13 protein-coding genes are annotated in these 17125 nt (G+C 66.0%); 5 read left to right on the top strand and 8 right to left on the bottom strand.

What is annotated here, in order from left to right; all coding sequences use genetic code 11:
* Positions 1 to 50: 50 nt before the first annotated feature.
* From BTH42_RS25750 to BTH42_RS25740, 3 genes are read right to left on the bottom strand one after another with little or no spacing between them, the layout of a single operon-like run.
* Entirely contained in the window at positions 51 to 1382 is a 1332-nt protein-coding gene (locus tag BTH42_RS25750) for a cytochrome c (RefSeq protein WP_075303994.1), read from the bottom strand.
* Positions 1383 to 1398: 16 nt separating this feature from the next.
* Entirely contained in the window at positions 1399 to 3651 is a 2253-nt protein-coding gene (locus BTH42_RS25745) for a xanthine dehydrogenase family protein molybdopterin-binding subunit (protein ID WP_075303993.1), read from the bottom strand.
* A gap of 1 nt (position 3652) precedes the next feature.
* On the bottom strand, positions 3653 to 4108 hold the full coding sequence (locus BTH42_RS25740) for a (2Fe-2S)-binding protein (protein ID WP_075303992.1): 456 nt from the start codon (positions 4106 to 4108) through the stop codon (positions 3653 to 3655).
* 436 nt (positions 4109 to 4544) lie between these two features.
* Here BTH42_RS25740 and BTH42_RS25735 point away from each other — a divergent pair, with 436 nt between their 5' ends.
* A complete protein-coding gene (locus BTH42_RS25735; protein ID WP_075303991.1) occupies positions 4545 to 4946 on the top strand; it encodes a hypothetical protein in 402 nt (133 codons plus the stop codon).
* Between the two features lie 304 nt (positions 4947 to 5250).
* Here BTH42_RS25735 and BTH42_RS25730 read toward each other — a convergent pair whose 3' ends face one another.
* Together BTH42_RS25730 and BTH42_RS25725 are read right to left on the bottom strand one after the other, a co-directional pair.
* Positions 5251 to 6186 carry a peptidoglycan DD-metalloendopeptidase family protein gene (locus BTH42_RS25730; protein WP_075303990.1) on the bottom strand — a complete coding sequence of 312 codons (936 nt, stop codon included), beginning with the start codon at positions 6184 to 6186 and terminating at the stop codon, positions 5251 to 5253.
* 371 nt (positions 6187 to 6557) lie between these two features.
* Positions 6558 to 7736, bottom strand: coding sequence for a porin (locus BTH42_RS25725; protein ID WP_075303989.1), 1179 nt, complete (start codon positions 7734 to 7736; stop codon positions 6558 to 6560).
* Positions 7737 to 8267: 531 nt separating this feature from the next.
* Between BTH42_RS25725 and BTH42_RS25720 the strand changes: the two genes are divergently transcribed.
* Complete coding sequence (locus BTH42_RS25720) at positions 8268 to 9377, top strand: OpgC domain-containing protein (RefSeq protein WP_075303988.1); 1110 nt, start codon at positions 8268 to 8270, stop codon at positions 9375 to 9377.
* A gap of 216 nt (positions 9378 to 9593) precedes the next feature.
* The gene (locus BTH42_RS25715) at positions 9594 to 10466 is read left to right on the top strand and encodes an esterase family protein (protein WP_075304028.1); all 873 of its coding nucleotides are present in this window, start codon (positions 9594 to 9596) and stop codon (positions 10464 to 10466) included.
* 109 nt (positions 10467 to 10575) lie between these two features.
* On the opposite strand, the gene BTH42_RS25710 is transcribed toward BTH42_RS25715, so the two are convergent.
* Positions 10576 to 11667, bottom strand: a complete 1092-nt coding sequence (locus tag BTH42_RS25710; protein WP_075303987.1) for an AI-2E family transporter — start codon at positions 11665 to 11667, stop codon at positions 10576 to 10578.
* A gap of 339 nt (positions 11668 to 12006) precedes the next feature.
* On the opposite strand from BTH42_RS25710, the gene BTH42_RS25705 reads away from it, so the two are divergent.
* Positions 12007 to 12294: a DUF3331 domain-containing protein gene (locus BTH42_RS25705; protein ID WP_075304027.1), complete on the top strand. Its 288-nt coding sequence runs from the start codon at positions 12007 to 12009 to the stop codon at positions 12292 to 12294.
* A gap of 375 nt (positions 12295 to 12669) precedes the next feature.
* Positions 12670 to 15255, top strand: coding sequence for an adenosylcobalamin-dependent ribonucleoside-diphosphate reductase (locus tag BTH42_RS25700; protein WP_075303986.1), 2586 nt, complete (start codon positions 12670 to 12672; stop codon positions 15253 to 15255).
* A gap of 53 nt (positions 15256 to 15308) precedes the next feature.
* Here the strand turns inward: BTH42_RS25700 and BTH42_RS25695 are convergent, their stop codons facing one another.
* Positions 15309 to 16259, bottom strand: coding sequence for a DmsC/YnfH family molybdoenzyme membrane anchor subunit (locus BTH42_RS25695; RefSeq protein ID WP_075303985.1), 951 nt, complete (start codon positions 16257 to 16259; stop codon positions 15309 to 15311).
* A 28-nt stretch (positions 16260 to 16287) separates the two neighbouring features.
* Positions 16288 to 17061 carry a 4Fe-4S dicluster domain-containing protein gene (locus BTH42_RS25690; protein ID WP_075303984.1) on the bottom strand — a complete coding sequence of 258 codons (774 nt, stop codon included), beginning with the start codon at positions 17059 to 17061 and terminating at the stop codon, positions 16288 to 16290.
* Positions 17062 to 17125: the final 64 nt, after the last annotated feature.

Raw genomic sequence — 17125 nt, 5'->3', positions numbered from 1 at the left:
CGGCCACCGTGCAGATGCGCGGTGGCCGCTTTTTCGGTTGGGCGCCGCTGCTACTGCGCCGCCTGGGTCGACTTGCGCAGCTTCTGCACGTCCGCCACGCCAACCGCCGGCGCGCCGTTGTTCCAGCCCGCGCGCACGAAGCTCAGCACGTCGGCGATCTGCTGATCGTCGAGCACCGTCGCGAAGGCCGGCATCGGGAACGGCGACGGTACGCCGTCGATCACCAGATCGCCGGTGCCGTTCAGCGTCACGTTGATCAGCGACGACGGGTCCTTCGCGAGCACGTTCGGATTGCCGGCGAGCGGCGCGAGCATCGGCGCGAAGCCGCGCCCGTCGGCGCCGTGGCAGTGCAGGCAATACGCGGTGTAGACGCGCGCGCCGGCATCGTTGGCGGGACGCTCGAGCGACACCTTGGTGGTCTGCGGATCGTACCGATACGGCGGCCCGCTGGTGCCGCCCGCCGGCGGCAGCGACTTCAGATACGTCGACACCGCCGCGAGATCCGCATCGCTCAGGTTCTGCGTACTGTTGTTGATCACGCTCGTCATCGAACCGAACGCCGACGCGTGACGATTCGCGCCGGTCTTCAGGAACGTGCGCAGATCCTCGTCGCTCCAGCGGCCCAGCCCGGCGTTGTGCTCGCCGGTCAGATCCGATGCGTACCAGCCGTCGAGCAGCGCGCCGCTCAGGAACGCGCTGCCGCTTTCGTCGAGCGCGCTTTCCTGGAACGCGACGCCGCGCGGCGTATGGCACGAGCCGCAATGGCCGAGCCCCTGCACGATGTACGCACCGCGATTCCACGCGGCGTCCTTGCCGGGTTTGTCGCGATAGGTGGTCTTGTCGAGGAACGCGAGGTTCCAGAACTTCAGCGGCCAGCGCATGTTCATCGGCCATTTGATGTCCGACTCGCGATTGGCCTGCTGCACCGGCGCGACGCCATGCATGAAGAACGCGTAGAGCGCCTTCGCGTCGGCGTCGTTGACCTTCGCATACGACGGATACGGCATCGCCGGATACAGGTTGTGGCCGTCTTTCGCGACGCCTTCACGCAGCGCGCGAATGAAGTCCGCTTCCGTGTAGCCGCCGATGCCGGTCTGCGCATCGGGCGTGATGTTGGTCGTGTAGATGCGGCCCATCGGCGTGGTCATCGGCAGGCCGCCGGCGAACGGCTTGCCCTTCGGCGCGGTGTGGCAGGCCGCGCAATCGCCGACTTGCGCGAGATACGCGCCGCGCTGCACCAGCGTTTGATCGGCGGGCGAATTCGCGGCGGCCTGGGCCGGCGTCTGCGCGGCCCAGGCGAGCAGCGCCAGCGACGCGAACGACGCCACCGACGGCAACGCGGCACGCAACGCCGCGCCAACACCCTTCAGAGTGGTTTTCATCTCGGGCTCCCTTGCGTCACGCGCTGTGCAGTTGACGGCCGACCGGCAATTGCCGCAGCCGGGTACCGGTGGCCGCATAGATCGCATTGGTCAGCGCGGGCGCGAGCGCGGCGGTGCCCGGTTCGCCGATCCCGCCGGGCGCCTCGCCGCTTTTCACCAGATGCACGTCGATCGGCGGCGTCTCGTTCAGACGCAGCATCCGGTAATCGGTGAAATTGCTCTGCTGGACCCGGCCGTCCTTGATCGTGATCTCGCTATAGAGCGCCGCGGTGATGCCGAAGATGATCCCGCCCTGCACCTGAGCCTCGATCGTGTTCGGGTTCACATACATCCCGCAATCGACCGCGCAATTGACGCGCTTGACCGTCACCTCGCCCTGCTCGACCGCGACGACCAGCACGATCGCAAAGAAGCTGCCGAACGCGTGCATCACCGACACGCCGCGCCCTTGTCCCTTCGGCAGCGGACTGCCCCAATCGGCGGCCTGCGCGGCCACGTTCAGCACGTTCAGCGCGCGCGGCGATTTGCCGAGCAGGCTGCGGCGGTACTGCACCGGATCGATCTTCGCCTGGGCGGCCAGTTCGTCGATGAAGCTCTCCACCACGAAGGTGCCGCGCGTCGGACCGACGCCGCGCCAGAACGCGGTCGGCACCGCGTGCGGTTCGACCCGCACGTAGTCGACCAGCTGGTTCGGGAGGTCGTACGGCAGATCGGCGGCGACTTCGACCGCGTCCGGATCGAGCCCGTGATTGAACGCCGGCGGCGCGAAACGCGCCATGATCGACGAGCCGGCAATCCGGTGCTTCCACGCGACCGGCTTGCCGTTCGCGTCGAGCCCGGCGGAAATCGTGTCGTAGTAGTACGGCCGGTACATGTCGTGCTGGATGTCTTCCTCGCGCGTCCACACCACCTTGACCGGCGAGTTGACCTGCTTGCCGACCTTCACCGCCTGGCGGACCATGTCGGTTTCGAGCCGCCGGCCGAAGCCGCCGCCGAGCAGATGGTTGTGCACGATGATCTGCTCGGCCTTCAGGCCGGTGACCGCCGCCGCGGTATCGACGACCCGCGTCGGCACCTGCGAGCCGAGCCACACTTCGCACGCGTCGGCGCGCACGTGGACCGTGCAGTTGACCGGCTCCATCGTCGCGTGTGCGAGGAACGGCTGCTGATAGACCGCGTCGACGCGGCTCTTCGCGTTGTCGAAGGCGCGGCCGATGTGGCCTTCCTTGCGCGCGACCGCGCCGCCGTGTTGCGACGCGGCGGCGAGATCGTCGACGATCCGCTTCATCGACACCTGCGCGCCCGCGCCTTCGTTCCACTTGATGTCGAGCGCCTGCAGCCCGCGTTTCGCGGCCCACGTGTGGTCGCCGATCACCGCGACCGCGTTGTCGAGCTTGATCACTTCGCGCACGCCGGGGATTTTCTTCGCATGCGTATCGTCGACGCTCGCGAGCGTGCCGCCGAACACCGGACAGTTCGCGATCGCCGCGTAGACCATCCCGGGCAGCCGCACGTCGAGACCGAACATCGCGGTGCCGTCCACCTTCTCCGGCGAATCGAGGCGCTTGGCCGGCGTGCCGATCAGTTTGAAGTCCTTCGGATCTTTCAGCGCGACGTTTTGCGGCACCGGCAACGCGGCGGCCGCCTGCGCGAGCTGGCCGTAGCTCGCGCTGCGATGGCTCGCCGCGTGCGTCACCTGCCCCGCCTGCGCATGACAGCTGGCCGGATCGACCTGCCATTGCTGCGCGGCCGCGTTGACCAGCATCACGCGCGCGGTCGCGCCGGCGCGCCGCATCGGCTCCCACGCGAAGCGGATCGAGGTCGAGCCGCCGGTCAGCTGCCCGCCGAGCAGCGGGTCCATGAAGAGCTTTTCGTTCGGCGGCGCGTGATCGAGCGTGACCGAGTCGAGCGGCACTTCGAGTTCCTCGGCGATCAGCATCGGAATCGACGTGTAGACGCCCTGGCCCATCTCGACCTTCGGGATCACCAGCGTGACCTTGCCGGCCGTGTCGATCTGGATGAACGCGTTCGGCGCGAACACGCCGCTTTCCGGCGCCTCGTTCGCATCGCCGCCGATCACGCTCCTGCCCGCCTTCTGGTCCTGGCTGGCAGCCGGCATGCTGAAACCGAGCAGCAGACCGCCGCCGGCCGCCGCGCCGACCGTCACGCCGAATTTGAGGAAGCCGCGCCGCGAGATGCCGCGCGCGGGCTGGGTATCTGCCGGCGAGCGTTGCGCGCCGTTCTGTGCATCGAGCAATCCGCGGGACATGTCAGGCTCCCTTCGCGGCGTGCTTGATCGCCGCGCGGATGCGATGGTAGGTCCCGCAGCGGCAGATGTTGCCGGACATCGCTGCGTCGATATCGGCGTCGCTCGGATTGGGGTTGCGGGCGAGCAGCGAGGCCGCCGACATCACCTGACCGGACTGACAGTAGCCGCATTGCACGACGTCGAGTTCGCGCCAGGCCTGCTGCACTTTCTGGCCGGTGGGCGTGTCGCCGACCGCTTCGATCGTGACGATTTTTTTATCGCCGACCGCCGCCGCGGGAAACACGCAGGAGCGCACCGCGACGCCGTCGAGATGCACGGTGCAGGCGCCGCATTGCGCGATCCCGCAACCGAACTTGGTGCCGGTCAGGCCGACGAGATCGCGCAGCACCCACAGCAAAGGCATGTCGGGCGGGGCGTCGACGGTATGGGTTGCGCCGTTGATATTGAACGTTGCCATGAGCGGCTCCGGGGATGAATGTTGTTGTGGTCCACGCGGTTTGGATCGCGACGCCGCACAGAGCGGGACAAGTCGATGGTTTTGTTCGGCAGGTCGCGCTAATGCGGGCTGCAACGCGGGCTGTGATCGCGCGAGCGTCGCTAGCAAACCGGCCGATTGTAGTCGCGGAACTGGAAGCGCGCTTTGAAGGGTGCGGCGCGCGGTGAGAAGCGGCAATCGCACGATGCGCGTCGCATTGCTCGCCCGCGCATCGCCCCGACGCGCACGACAATGCCGCCCTCTCCTCCCGACAGCGTAAAACGCGCACCGATTCGATGCGTTACCATCGACGGATCCCCCGTCAGTGTGACGGGCGCGCGCCGGACCTCGCATTGCGCCGTATGCGCGGATTGCGATGCGCGAGCGCGCCACGTCACTTCAACCGCAGGAGCCGCCGATGAACGACCCGCAATGCAGTCAATTCCTTTCCGACATTCGCCGACCGTTGCTCGCGCTGCACAAGGCGATTCTCGATCACGAACGCGCCGCGTATGAGAAGGAATTCGGCCCGGTCACGCCGGCGGCGTTCCTGCAGATTCTGATCAACGGGTCCGGGTTTCGCTGGCTGACGCCGCTGTCGACGGTGATTGCGAGCGTCGACGAAATTCTCGACGACACGGAAGCCGACGAGGCCGACCGGCGCGCGACCGCTGAAGGCGTGGTCGGTCTGTTTTCGTCGGAGCAGCCGAACAACAGCTTCCTGCCGCGTTATCTGCCGCTGTTGCAGGCCGATCCGGCGATCCTGCATTACCACGGCGAAGTCGCGCGGCTGCTGCGCGGGGTGCAGGCATCGTCGTAGATACGTGTGCGCGACTGCGCGCTCCCGGATTTCCTCACCGTTAAAACGGCGGCTTCAACTCCGGGACGCGCGCCTGGCCCGCGCGCGGTTTAGCGCCTGCGTCTGGTCAATGAGTGGACAAGCGGCCGCACCCGATGCCCACGCCAACACGAATAGCCCTTATTCGAAGGCGTTTTGTACCAGGTACGTAAGAATGCGGACGCGCGGAAGTGGATTTTTGTCTTCCGCCGGTGGCGACGGATCCGCGCCCCGGCAAATTACCTGGCTTTGCTGAATAAAACCACGGTGAGCTTTTGCGGGATGCTCAACCGCGCGGCAGATACGGCAGCGGATCGACCGGCTTGCCGTCGCGCCGCAACTCGAAGCCGACCGACACCCGCGAATTGCTCTCGTCGCCCATCTCGGCGATCTGCTGCCCCTTGCGAACGACGTCGCCCATCTTGACCAGCAGCTTGCGGTTATGCGAGTACGCGGTCAGAAAATCCTTGTTGTGCTGCACGATGATCAGGCTGCCGTAGCTGTTGAGCCCGGTGCCCGCGTACATCACCTTGCCGTCGGCGGCGGCGCGCACCGGATCGCCGGCCTTGCCGCCAATCTCGATGCCGCGCGTCTCGCCCGGCTGGAACGCTTCGACGACGCGGCCCGTGGCGGGCCACGCGAGCGTCACGCTATTCGCGTGGCGGCGGGTTTCCTGTGTGACCTCGCGAACGTCGGCGGCGTCCACCGCTGGTGCGCCCGCCTGAGCCGACTGCTGCCCCGCAAGTTGTGACGAGGTCTGCGCACCGGCCTGCGCCGATGCCGCCGCCCGCGCGGCCGCCGCATTCGCATTCGCTTCGCGGACCGCGCGCGCCGTTTCGGGCGACGCAACGTGCAGCACCTGCCCCGGCTTGAGCCGCGCCGCTGCCTTCAGTCCGTTCCATGCCTGCAACTGCCTGACGCTCACGTGATGATGCTGCGCGACGCGGGCAAGCGTGTCGCCGCGCCTGACGCGATAGACGAGCGCCGGCGCTTTCTTCGACGCCGCGTTGCCGTCGGCGTCCAATGTGAGCGGCGCGGAGCCCGCAAACGTGGCCGCGGATCCGCCGACGCCATTCGCCGCCGCGCCGGCAGCAGCGGCGACACCCGTAGTCGCGCCGTCCTGCGCGTTCTGCTGGCCAATGTTCGCGCAACCGCCGAGCGCCAGTGCGACCCATACGCCCGCGACACTGGCCACTATCGTGCTGTCGAAACGTTTTCTCATTCTGTTCGACTCCTGCTTTTATAGATGCGTGGAATGCGTGAGCCGCCGTTCAAAAATCTGGCCGGATTGTAAAGTGCCTTTTAATACAAACGACCCGGTCCATACACTCTGAAACAGACGTTACGAGTGCTGTTCAAGTCGTAACGGCGACCGTGGCGAGTCGACCCGAAAGCACCCGTGCGAGCGCCGGCCGAACCTGCATTCACAGCTGTTGATAGTCGGCTTATCGGCAGACGCGCGCGGAACTTGAATTGCGCTCGGAAGCTGACCGGCAGGCGGCAAGGAATGGCCGGCAATGGGCAACAAAAAAGCCAGCCTTCGAAACCGAAGACTGGCTTTGCGCGACCTGGCGACCGCGTGCTGAAACCGGACTAGAACTTATGCCGGATCGCCGCGCGCACCACGACCTGCTTCGACGTCGACGACGGCGACTGCGTGCCCGGAATGAACGCGTAGTCGAGCACCGACAACGTCGAATCGCCGGTGATTTGCTGATACGCGCCTTGCAGATAGACGTCGGTGCGCTTGGACAGGTTGTAGTCCGCCATCAGCCCGAACGTATGGATGCGCGGCTTGACCCCGCCGTTCGACGCGTCGTAGGTCTCCATCGTGTACACGTACTGCGCGCCGACGAACAGCACCGGCGAGAACTGGTACTTGCCGTTGACTTCGAAATTCTGGTACTTCAGCGAATTGAGCAGCACGCCCGGCGGCGTGGCCGGCACGAGCGGCACCAGCGGCTCGATGCCGAGATAGCCGTTGGCGGTCGGCTGCAGATAGTTCGAATTGCTATAGACGAAGCCGGCCGTCGCCGGCCCGAACGAATACGTGATGCCGCCGCCGAACACGCGCATGCGGGTCGCGACGAAGCCGGCGTCGTTGGTGGTGATCGCGCCGTTCGAGCCGTGGCCCGGATTGTCGGCCTGCAGATAGGCGGCCGCGACCAGCAGGCCGCCGTACGCATACTGGCCGCCGACGCTATACGCGCGGTTGTTGGCGAAGCTGGTGTCGTTGCTGAAGCTGTAGGTGCCGCCGAACTGGAAGCCGGACAGCGACGGGCTCGTATATTTGACCGTGTTGTCGAGACGGAAAGTGTTGTCGGTGTTGTCGTTGTCGTACGGATGCGAGAACAGCTCGCCGCCCCAGTTGCCGTTGGCCGTGGTCTGCGCGAGGTAATCGACGACCGAATCGTATTGCCGGCCGAACGTCAGCGTGCCGTACGGCCGCGAACTGAGACCGACGAAGGCCTGGCGGCCGAACATCCGGCCGCCCTGGCCGAGCCGCCCGGAGTTCAGGTCGAAACCGCTCTCGAGCTGAAAGATCGCCTTGAGGCCGCCGCCCAGATCCTCCGCGCCTTTCAGCCCCCAGCGGCTGCCCTGTGCGAGACCGCTCGCGAGTTCATAAACATGTCCGCGGCCGACGTTGTTCGTGTAGTTGATCCCTTCATCGATCACGCCATACAGCGTGACGCTTGTCTGCGCGCCGGCGGGCGCGACGAAACCGGTAGACGCAGCAACGGAGACAGCCAGCGCGAACACTTGCTTGTTCATGATGATCTCCCTGCACCTCGAGTAATGGGACAACTCGATCCGGCCACTTATTCTTGATACCGCCTGTTTTCGTCACTTTCGCGCGGTTCTCGGGACCGCTCAATCAGTGCTTCGCCTTCCGGAAATCGTCACACGACAGTGACGGTCCGTCCATGAGAGGATGCGCCGATTTTTGAGATTGTTGCTAATTCTCCACTGCGTGCGGCTCCCTCTTTTTTCCGGGCGCGGCTTCGGGTAAGCGGCAACGCGATCTGCATCGCTCGCCCCGCTTTTGTCACGGAAAGAAATATAATCGGGGCGCTTTTGCTGCGGCGCAACGGAACTACTTGCCGCGGCAAGGGTCATCTTTACAACCCGCCGACACCGCGCCCCCAACTGAGCCCGGTCGAGCGCGGCGACGCGGGCCGCGGGCGCTCCCACAGTATCGAGCGCCGCGCCGCCGCAGTACCCAACCCCATATAAAAAGCCTTGTGAGACGCCCGCCGCGCTGCATCAGCGCGCCGTCGCACGGGGCTGCTTTTGACACGAACAATGCAAAAATCCTCGTCCCGTCTGATCGAGCTCGATTTTTTCCGCGGCCTGGTTCTGTTGATCATCGTTGTCGATCACATCGGCGGCAGCATCCTGTCGCGCGTCACGCTGCATGCGTACGCGCTGTGCGACGCGGCCGAGGTGTTCGTGTTCCTCGGCGGCTTCGCGACCGCCACCGCGTACGCGGCGCTCGCCGAGCGGCGTAACGAGACGATCGCGCGCGAGCGCTTCCTGCGCCGCTCGTTCGAAATCTACCGGGCGTTTCTGGTCACCGCCGGGCTGATGCTGCTGGTCAGCGCGGTGCTGACCGCGTTCAGCATCGACGGGCCGAATCTCGCCACCACCGATCTCGACGATCTGCTCACCACCCCGCTCGCCGCGCTGCGCGACATCCTGCTGCTGCGCCGCCAGCCGTACCTCGCGTCGGTGCTGCCGATGTACGCGTTCTTCGCGCTGCTGGTCCCGGCGATCCTGCCGCTCGCGCGGAGCAAGCCGTGGCTGCTGCTGGCCGGCAGCATCGGGCTGTGGGCCGCCGCGCCGATCATCGGCAAATACCTGCCGGCGGCGCCGGACATGCACTGGGACTTCAACCCGTTCGCATGGCAGCTGCTGTTCGTGCTCGGCGTGCTCGCGCGCTGCCAGCCGGTTTATCAGCGCATCAGCGCGCATCGGCTGGGCTGGCTCGTGAGCGTGCTCGCGCTCGTGGTGGTCGCAGGCGCCGCCTATTACAAGCTGGTGCTGATGCATACACCGCTGCCGGGCACCCTGAAGCAGAACCTGTCGTACCTGCGCGCGGGCAACTTCCTCGCGATCGCTTGGCTGACCGCGAATCTGATCGAACTCGGCTGGGCGAAGCGGATTGCTCGCCGGCTGCCGTGGGTCGGGCTGATCGGGCGTCAGGGGCTGCTGTGCTTTATCGCCGGCGCGGTGATCTCGCTGGTGATCGACTCCGTGCTGTATTGGGCCACCGACGGTTATCTGAACTACCCGCTCGGCCTGCTCGCCGATGCAGCGGCGGTCGGTGCGCTGTTCGCGGTCGCGCTCGGGGTGGAACCGTTCAAGCGGCTGGTCGGACGCTTCGTGGCGGGACGGCTGCGGACGTCGGCCTGAGCGGCCGGGTTCGGGGCTCCTGCTCGAAGAACTCTCGGCAGTCCTTCTAGCCCCTCGGGCGCTTCAGACGCTTCGGCCGCTCGCCGCTCTTCACATGCCCAGAAAAGTTTGCGCGCATAAAGCGCGGCCTGCCTCCCGCTGCGGCCACTACCGATCTCAAATCAGGCGTCAATGCTGATAGCATGGCGGCCGCCCGCGCCGCTCTTCGATACTGACATGCGTCGATTTCTCCGTTCCGCCCTCGTTCTGCTCGCCGTCATTGCCGCTGCGCCCGCGTTCGCCAGCACGGTCACGAGCCACAATTTTCATTCCGACGCGCTGGGCCGCGACTGGAACTACACGATCTATCTGCCGGCCGGTTATCGCGCGGACGGTCCGCGCCTGCCGGTGCTCTACCTGCTGCACGGCAATAACGGCGACGCCAACGACTGGATCACGCAAGGCCATCTGCAAACGGCCGCCGACGCGCTGATCGAGCACAAGGACATGCCGCCGGTAGTGATCGTGATGCCGCAAGGCGGCACCGACTGGTACGTCGATCGCAAGGAAAAGATGGAGACCGCGTTCTTCGACGATCTGCTGCCCGAGATCGAAACGCACTACGCGGTCGCGACGCAACGCGGCGGCCGGATGATCGGCGGTGTGTCGATGGGCGGTTTCGGCGCGCTGCGCTACGCGCTGACGCAGCCCGAGCTGTTCTGCGGCGCGCTGCTGCTCAGTCCGGCGATTTATTCGAACGAGCCGCCGCGCGCGTCGGCGGCGCGGCGGGTGGGCGTGTTCGGCGAACGGCAATTCGATCCGCATTTGTGGCACGAGTTGAACTACCCGGCGCAGTGGGATCGTTATATGAGCCGACCGTATCGCTTGCCGATGTTCATCGCATCGGGCGACGACGACCTCGATATTCAGGCCGAGGCTTCGCTGCTGTACACGCATCTGCGGCTCGCGGGCAATCCGGCGGCGCTGCGGATCATCGACGGCGGTCATACGTGGGACGTGTGGAGCGCGCTGCTGCCCACCGCGCTCAAATACACGCTTGGCTGCGTGAAGCCGCCGGCGACCGAGCACCCGTCGAATCAGCGGCCTTGAGGTGACGGCGGGACCGCGCCGGGCCGGCCGTGACGTCTTGCCGGCTCGCGCGACCTGACGGCCAGCAGCCCCGCGCGCCGACGCGCACTGCCCGCCAGGCTTCCCGTCACTACTCCACCAGATCGGTCCACAGCACCATCAGCACGGTCATCAGCGCCGGCCCGATGAAGATGCCGAGCAGCCCGAACGTCTCCGCGCCGCCGAGAATTCCGAACAGCACCAGCAGGAACGGCAGCCGCGTCGAATTACCGATCAGCACCGGCCGCACGAAATGTTCGGCGGCAAACACCACGATCGAGCCCCACACCGCAAGCCCGATCGCCCCGGCGAGCGAGCCCTGCGCGAGCAGCCACAGCGCCGCGAGGCCGAACGTGATCGGCGCGCAGAACGGCAGCATCGCGGCGATCGCGGTGATCAGGCCGAGCAGCGCCGCATGCGGCAGCCCGGTCACGAAATAGGCGATGCCGATCAGCACGCCCTCGCCGACGCCGACCACCACCAGCCCCGACACCGTGCCGCGCACCGCGGTCGCCATATGCGCGACGAGATCCGCGCCGCTGTCGCCGAAGCCGCGCCGCGCGGCCTTCAGCAGCGAGCCCGACAGCCGCGGCCCGGCCTGGAAAATCACGAACAGCGTGATCAGCATGAACGCGAACACCATCCCCGCGTGCAGTGCGCGCGCGCCGAAATGCCGGCCGAGCGACATCACCGTCGGGCTGTGCAGCCCCTTCATCGCGGCCGAATCGCGCAATGGCTGGGCCAGATTGGCCTGCCACCACGCGGTGATCTGCTGCACGCCGAACGGCAGCCGCTCGACGAATTGCGGAACCGCAATGCCGCTCTCGCGCACGCCCTGGAACCAGTCGTTCAATTCATGGGCTTCGTGCAGCGCCTGCGCGATCCCGACCCCGACCGGCAACACCACGAGCAACGCGATCACCAGTGTGAACACCGTCGCGAGCAGCGTCGTGCGGCCTCTGAACCAGCGGTTGTTCGCGACCTTGTGCAACAGCGGCCACAACGCGATCGCGACCACGCCGGCCCACGCGACCACCACGATGAAATCGCGTACGACCCACAGCGCCAGCAGGATCAGCCCGATGTAAAGCACGAGCGACGCGGCTTTCTGCTTTTTCAGGCGCTCCGGGGCAAGCGACGAGGATTCTCGGGAAGGAGGAACAGCGGGTGGGCGTGAACTCATGTGAACTCTGGTGTCTTCGGGGGTGTGCGCGAGCCGACCTGAAAAATTCAAACCAGCTAAACTGACGCCTCAGGTCGCCATTGCACAGCCACATCTTAAAGGAAGCGCTGGCGCCCTTACCGGGCCGGCTTCTCGTCGCGTGCCGGACAACACAGCGTTGCAAAAATGCGCATTATTAAAAACTCACATAAAAAAGCATTCAACGCCTGTTATTTCTCTCAATCGTGTTCCGCATCAGTAATTATTTCTGTTTAAAGAACAGTGTTTCAACGGTGGCACAATGGCTCTAATGCGCGCACAGGACTAAATTCGGCACTTCACAAAACGGAGCCGATGATGATGACCCTCGAGTCCATCCCCCTTGACGGTACCAATGGCGTGCGCATCGAAATTCTCGAAAGCTCCGACACGACGCTGGTTATCCGCTGGGTCGAGCCTGGTCGCTGCCATTATGGCGAGCAACGCTGGCGCCGCCGTTCGGCGCACTCCTCCGGCACCTGCGCGGTGTCGCGTCGCAAGATCCGCCGCGGTGACGCGGTGTTCAAGCCGGCGGAACGGCCGGCGCCGTCGAATGCATCGGCGATGATCTGCGCCGAAATCCTCGAACCGCTACTCGAAGCTGCCTGACACTGGCCTGCTGCCCCGGTCGAACTTGCCGTTCGCCGGGTTGGCCGCCGGCATGAGCGCTCTTTGCCGTTGCCGGCCGATGCTGCGCGCGGGATGATTTCGCCAGCTCGCGAACCTGTCATCCGCTCACGTTAATTGCGCCCCTACACGAGCACATGGCGGGCACATGGCGTGCCCGCAGCGCGCGTGCCCGGCCCACCGCGGCATGGCGACGCCGTGTGCCGTCGTCGCCCTCCGTCCGGTTGCCGCCCCGCGCCTCGTGCGTTAAGGTGGATTCGTTGCGCCCGCCCAGGTACCGGCCCGCCGCCGGTGCCCGGGCAGCGCGCCGTCCACCCACCGCGCCGCGTTCGCCGTGGCGCCGTCCAAGGGCTCATCATGGCAGAAGACACGCCGCAAACCCGCGCGGCCAACGCAGCGTCCAGTGCTTCACTTTCCTCCCCGCCGCCCGCGCCGCTGATCGCCCCGCAGCAGTTTTCGCTCGACGTGCTGCTCGAAAAATACGCGAAGGCCGACGAGCAATCGGCCGACGATGTCTACCGCCGCGTCGCGCGCGGCGTCGCCGAGGCCGAGCCGCCCGGGTTGCGCGCATCGGTCGAAGAACTGTTCGTCGACAACCTGAGACACGGCGCGCTCGGCGCGGGCCGCATCATGAGCGCGGCCGGCAGCGGCATCGCGGCCACGCTGATCAACTGCTTCGTGCAGCCGGTCGGCGACTCGATCCAGGGCGTCGACGAACAGGGGCTGCCCGGCATCTACGTCGCGCTGTTGCAGGCGGCCGAAACGATGCGCCGCGGCGGCGGGGTCGGCTACAACTTCTCCGCGATCCGGCCCAAAGGCGCGCGCGTTCACACCACCAGTTCGTCGGCCTCGGGCCCGTGCAGCTATATGGACGTGTTCGACGCGTCGTGCCGCACCGTCGAAAGCGCGGGCTCGCGGCGCGGCGCGCAGATGGCCGTGCTCGACTGCAACCATCCGGACCTGATCGAGTTCATCGAGGCCAAGCATTCGAAGGGGCGCTGGAACAACTTCAACGTGTCGGTCGGCGTCACCGACGAATTCATGCTCGCGGTCGAAAACGACGAGCCGTGGCAACTGGTGCACCGCGCCGAGCCGTCGCCGGCGTTGCGCACGGCCGGCGACGTGCAACAGCGTGACGATGGTCTGTGGATCTATAGCGAGCATCCGGCGCGCGCGATCTGGGACCGCATCATGCGCTCGACCTACGACGTCGCCGAGCCGGGCATCGTGTTCATCTCGCGGATGAACGAAGACAACAATCTGCGCGCGCTCGAAACGATCCGCGCGACCAATCCGTGCGGCGAGCAGCCGTTGCCCGCGTACGGCTGCTGCAATCTCGGGCCGTTGAACCTGACGCGCTTCGTCGTCGATCCGTTCGCGCAGTTGCAGGGCCGCCAGCCGTCGTTCGACTGGGACGGCCTCGCGCAGCGCACCCGCACCCAGGTGCGCTTTCTCGACAACGTGCTCGACGTGACGCTGTGGCCGCTGCCGCAGCAGTACGACGAATCGCGCGCGAAACGGCGGATCGGCGTCGGCTTCACCGGTCTCGGCGACACGCTCGTGATGCTCGGGCTGCGCCACAACTCGCCCGAAGGCCGCGACTTCGCGGTGCGCATCGCGCGGCTGATGCGCGACGAGGCGTATCGCGCGTCGGTCGAACTCGCGAAGGAGCGCGGCGCATTTCCGCTGTTCGACGCCGCGAGTTACCTGGAAGCCGGCACCTTCGCGTCGCGCCTGCCCGACGACCTGCAACAGGCGATCCGCCGCGACGGGATCCGCAACAGCCATCTGCTGTCGATCGCGCCGACCGGCACGGTCAGCCTCGCGTTCGCGGACAACGCGTCGAACGGCATCGAGCCGGCGTTTTCGTGGACCTACAAGCGCATGAAGGTGATGGCCGACGGCGGGCGCGAATCGTTCGATGTCGAGGACTACGCGTATCGCTTGTACCGCGAGCTCGGCGGCGACGTGAACCGGCTTCCCGACTACTTCGTCAGCGCGCTGGAAATGTCCGCGCGCGACCATCTCGACATGATGGCGGCGGTGCAGCCTTACGTCGACACGTCGATCTCGAAGACCGTCAACGTACCGGCCGACTATCCGTTCGATGCGTTCGAGAGCCTCTATTTCGATGCGTGGAAAAGCGGGCTGAAAGGCCTCGCGACCTATCGGCCGAACGACACGCTCGGCGCGGTGCTGAGCGTGACGCCCGCCCAGGCCGACGATACGCTCGCCGACAGCGATCTCGACCCGCTCAGGATTGCTATCGATCATCGGCCGAAAGGCGAATTGCCGGCCATCATCGAGAAAGTCGAATACCTGACTCAGGCCGGCAAGAAGTCGCTGTACGTGGCGGCGTCGTTTATCGAGGTGACCGGACGGCTCGGCGGCGAGGACGTGACGATCGAGCGGCCGATCGAGTTCTTCATCCCGACCGGTCAGCGCGACGAGTCGCAGCAGTGGATCACCGCGACGATGCGCTCGTTGTCGCTGGCCGCGCGTGGCGGCTTTGTCGCGCGTAATCTGCAGGACATGCGCAAGGTGTCGTGGGATCGCGGTCAGGTGCGGCTCGGCGAGGTGCAGCGTCTGGACGGTCATCGCGCGCCGCGCTGGCACGATTCGGAAGTCGCCGCGCTCGCGTTCGCGATCCAGCAGATCCTGTATCGACGCGGCTTTCTCGATGCCGAGGGCAACCAGGTCGCATCGCGGATGCTCGCGCGGCTGCCGCGCGGGCAGATGAAAACGGAGACGGCATTGGGCGCCGATTTCGGCATTCGCCCGGCTCCCGACGACAGCGCCGACACGTTGTTGCAGCCGAACGGCACCCAGGGACTGCATACGATGCTCGGGCGCAAATGCGGATCGTGCGGCGCGAATGCGGTGATTCGCAAGGATGGTTGCGATTTTTGTACCGCGTGCGGGGAAGTTGGCGCATGCGGTTAGTGTGAGCAGTGAAGCGCGCGGCCGGCCGTTGTGACCGGCGCGCGCTCATCCCCTCACCCCAGCCGCGCGTAATACAGATTCTGCGGATGCTTCGCCTCCGCGAAGAAAAACCAGCGCTCCGCAACCAGCCCCGCGTACTGCACGAGACACGCGGTGGCCAGCAGTCCGAACGAAACCCCGAGCGGCTGCAATCCCGCGCCGGCGACGACCAGCAAAACCGGCGCGATGAATGCACCCGCCAGAAAACCCCATTTGATATCACGCAGCGTGCGCGCCGATTTGCCGTGGAAAAACTCGCGCAGATTGAACGCGCCCGCGGTGAATCCGCGCGACACCTGCACGAGCTTCGGGTTGTGAATGCCGGTCGCGCTCTGCACAGTCGACTTCGGCCGCAGCCGCGCATTGCGCACCAGCGACGCCGAGCGGCTCGCGCAGCCGGCGAGCGTCAGCACGCATGCGCAAACGGCCAGCCCGATCGTCAACGCCGGCGCGAACCACGCGCTCAACGCGGTCGCCAGCGTGAAGCCCGATGCGCAGCCGAGCAGCACGAAGTTCACCAGCGTCAGCGGCGTCGCCCATTCCTGCAGGAAACGCAGACACGCGTAAATCATCGCGGTGCAAACGAACAACGCAGCGCTCGCGAGCACGCCGAGCCAACCCAATGCGAGCGACCACGGCGACGCGAACCAGTGCGCAACGCCGTACAGGAACGCGCAGCCGAGAAACGCCGGTAAACACAGGCATTCACGCGACAGCCACGAGGTGCGCCACATCGCGATCGCACGCCACGCGCGTTCCGGATGGCCGAGATGGAAGAACGACGCGATCAGGCCGAGGCCGCCGAGCAGCACCGCGAGCGCCGCGCCGGTCACATAAAACGCGGACGCCGGTTGAGCGATCACCCCGAGCGCCGCCGCGCTCTCCACACCGACGAGCGCAATCAGCAAGCCTTGCGCGGCGCCGCTCAAAGTCGTCAGGAACACTACGGAAAATGCCGGATTCATGTCGAGGCTCCGTCGTTATTCAGGCACATCAAACGCGGTTCGCAATCGACGCGAGATGCAACTGCCCGCGTTCAAGCTGCGCTTCGAGTTGCTCAGCCGGCGACGCGGGCGCTTGCGCTGCATCATCGGTTATCGCGGAGCCGGCCGATTTACACCCGCACGCGTCACTGCCGCAACCGGAGGCCGTAGTCGGCACGCGCGGCAAATAGTGATTCGCGGGACGCGTACCCCACTCCGGCATCAACTGATAACCGCCGCGCTCCCGGATTGCCTGCGACACGACCGACTCCGGATCGTGGATATCGCCGAACAGCCGCGCGGAAGTCGGACACGCGAGCACGCAGGCCGGCTTGCGATCGCGCTCCGACAGGTTCTGATCGTGAATGCGGTCGACGCACAGCGTGCACTTGGTCATCTCCTTGCGCGCTTCGTCGAGCTCGCGCGCGCCGTACGGGCAGGCCCACGCGCAATACTTGCAACCGATACAGCGATCGAAGTCCACCAGCACGAGGCCATCTTCCTTGCGCTTATAGCTCGCGCCGGTCGGACAGACCGGCACGCACGGCGGGTCCTCGCAGTGCAGACACGACTTCGGGAAGTGAATCATTTCGGTGTCCGGAAAGCTGCCGGCCTCGAAACTCTGCACCCGGTTAAAGAAGGTGCCGGACGGGTCCGCGTCGTACGGATTGAAGTCGGCGAGACTGCCCGACTCGCCCGACGTGTTCCATTCCTTGCAACTCGTCACGCACGCCTGGCAGCCCACGCATACGTTCAGATCGATTACCAACGCCATCTGGGTCATTGGAAGCTCCTTGCCGTTGACGTTGCCATTTACGTTGTTGCCATGGTCGGCATCGTTTGCGACG

The organism is Burkholderia sp. SRS-W-2-2016, from assembly GCF_001931485.1.
Taxonomy (GTDB): domain Bacteria; phylum Pseudomonadota; class Gammaproteobacteria; order Burkholderiales; family Burkholderiaceae; genus Paraburkholderia.
This window is presented reverse-complemented; position numbering and strand designations above follow the sequence as displayed.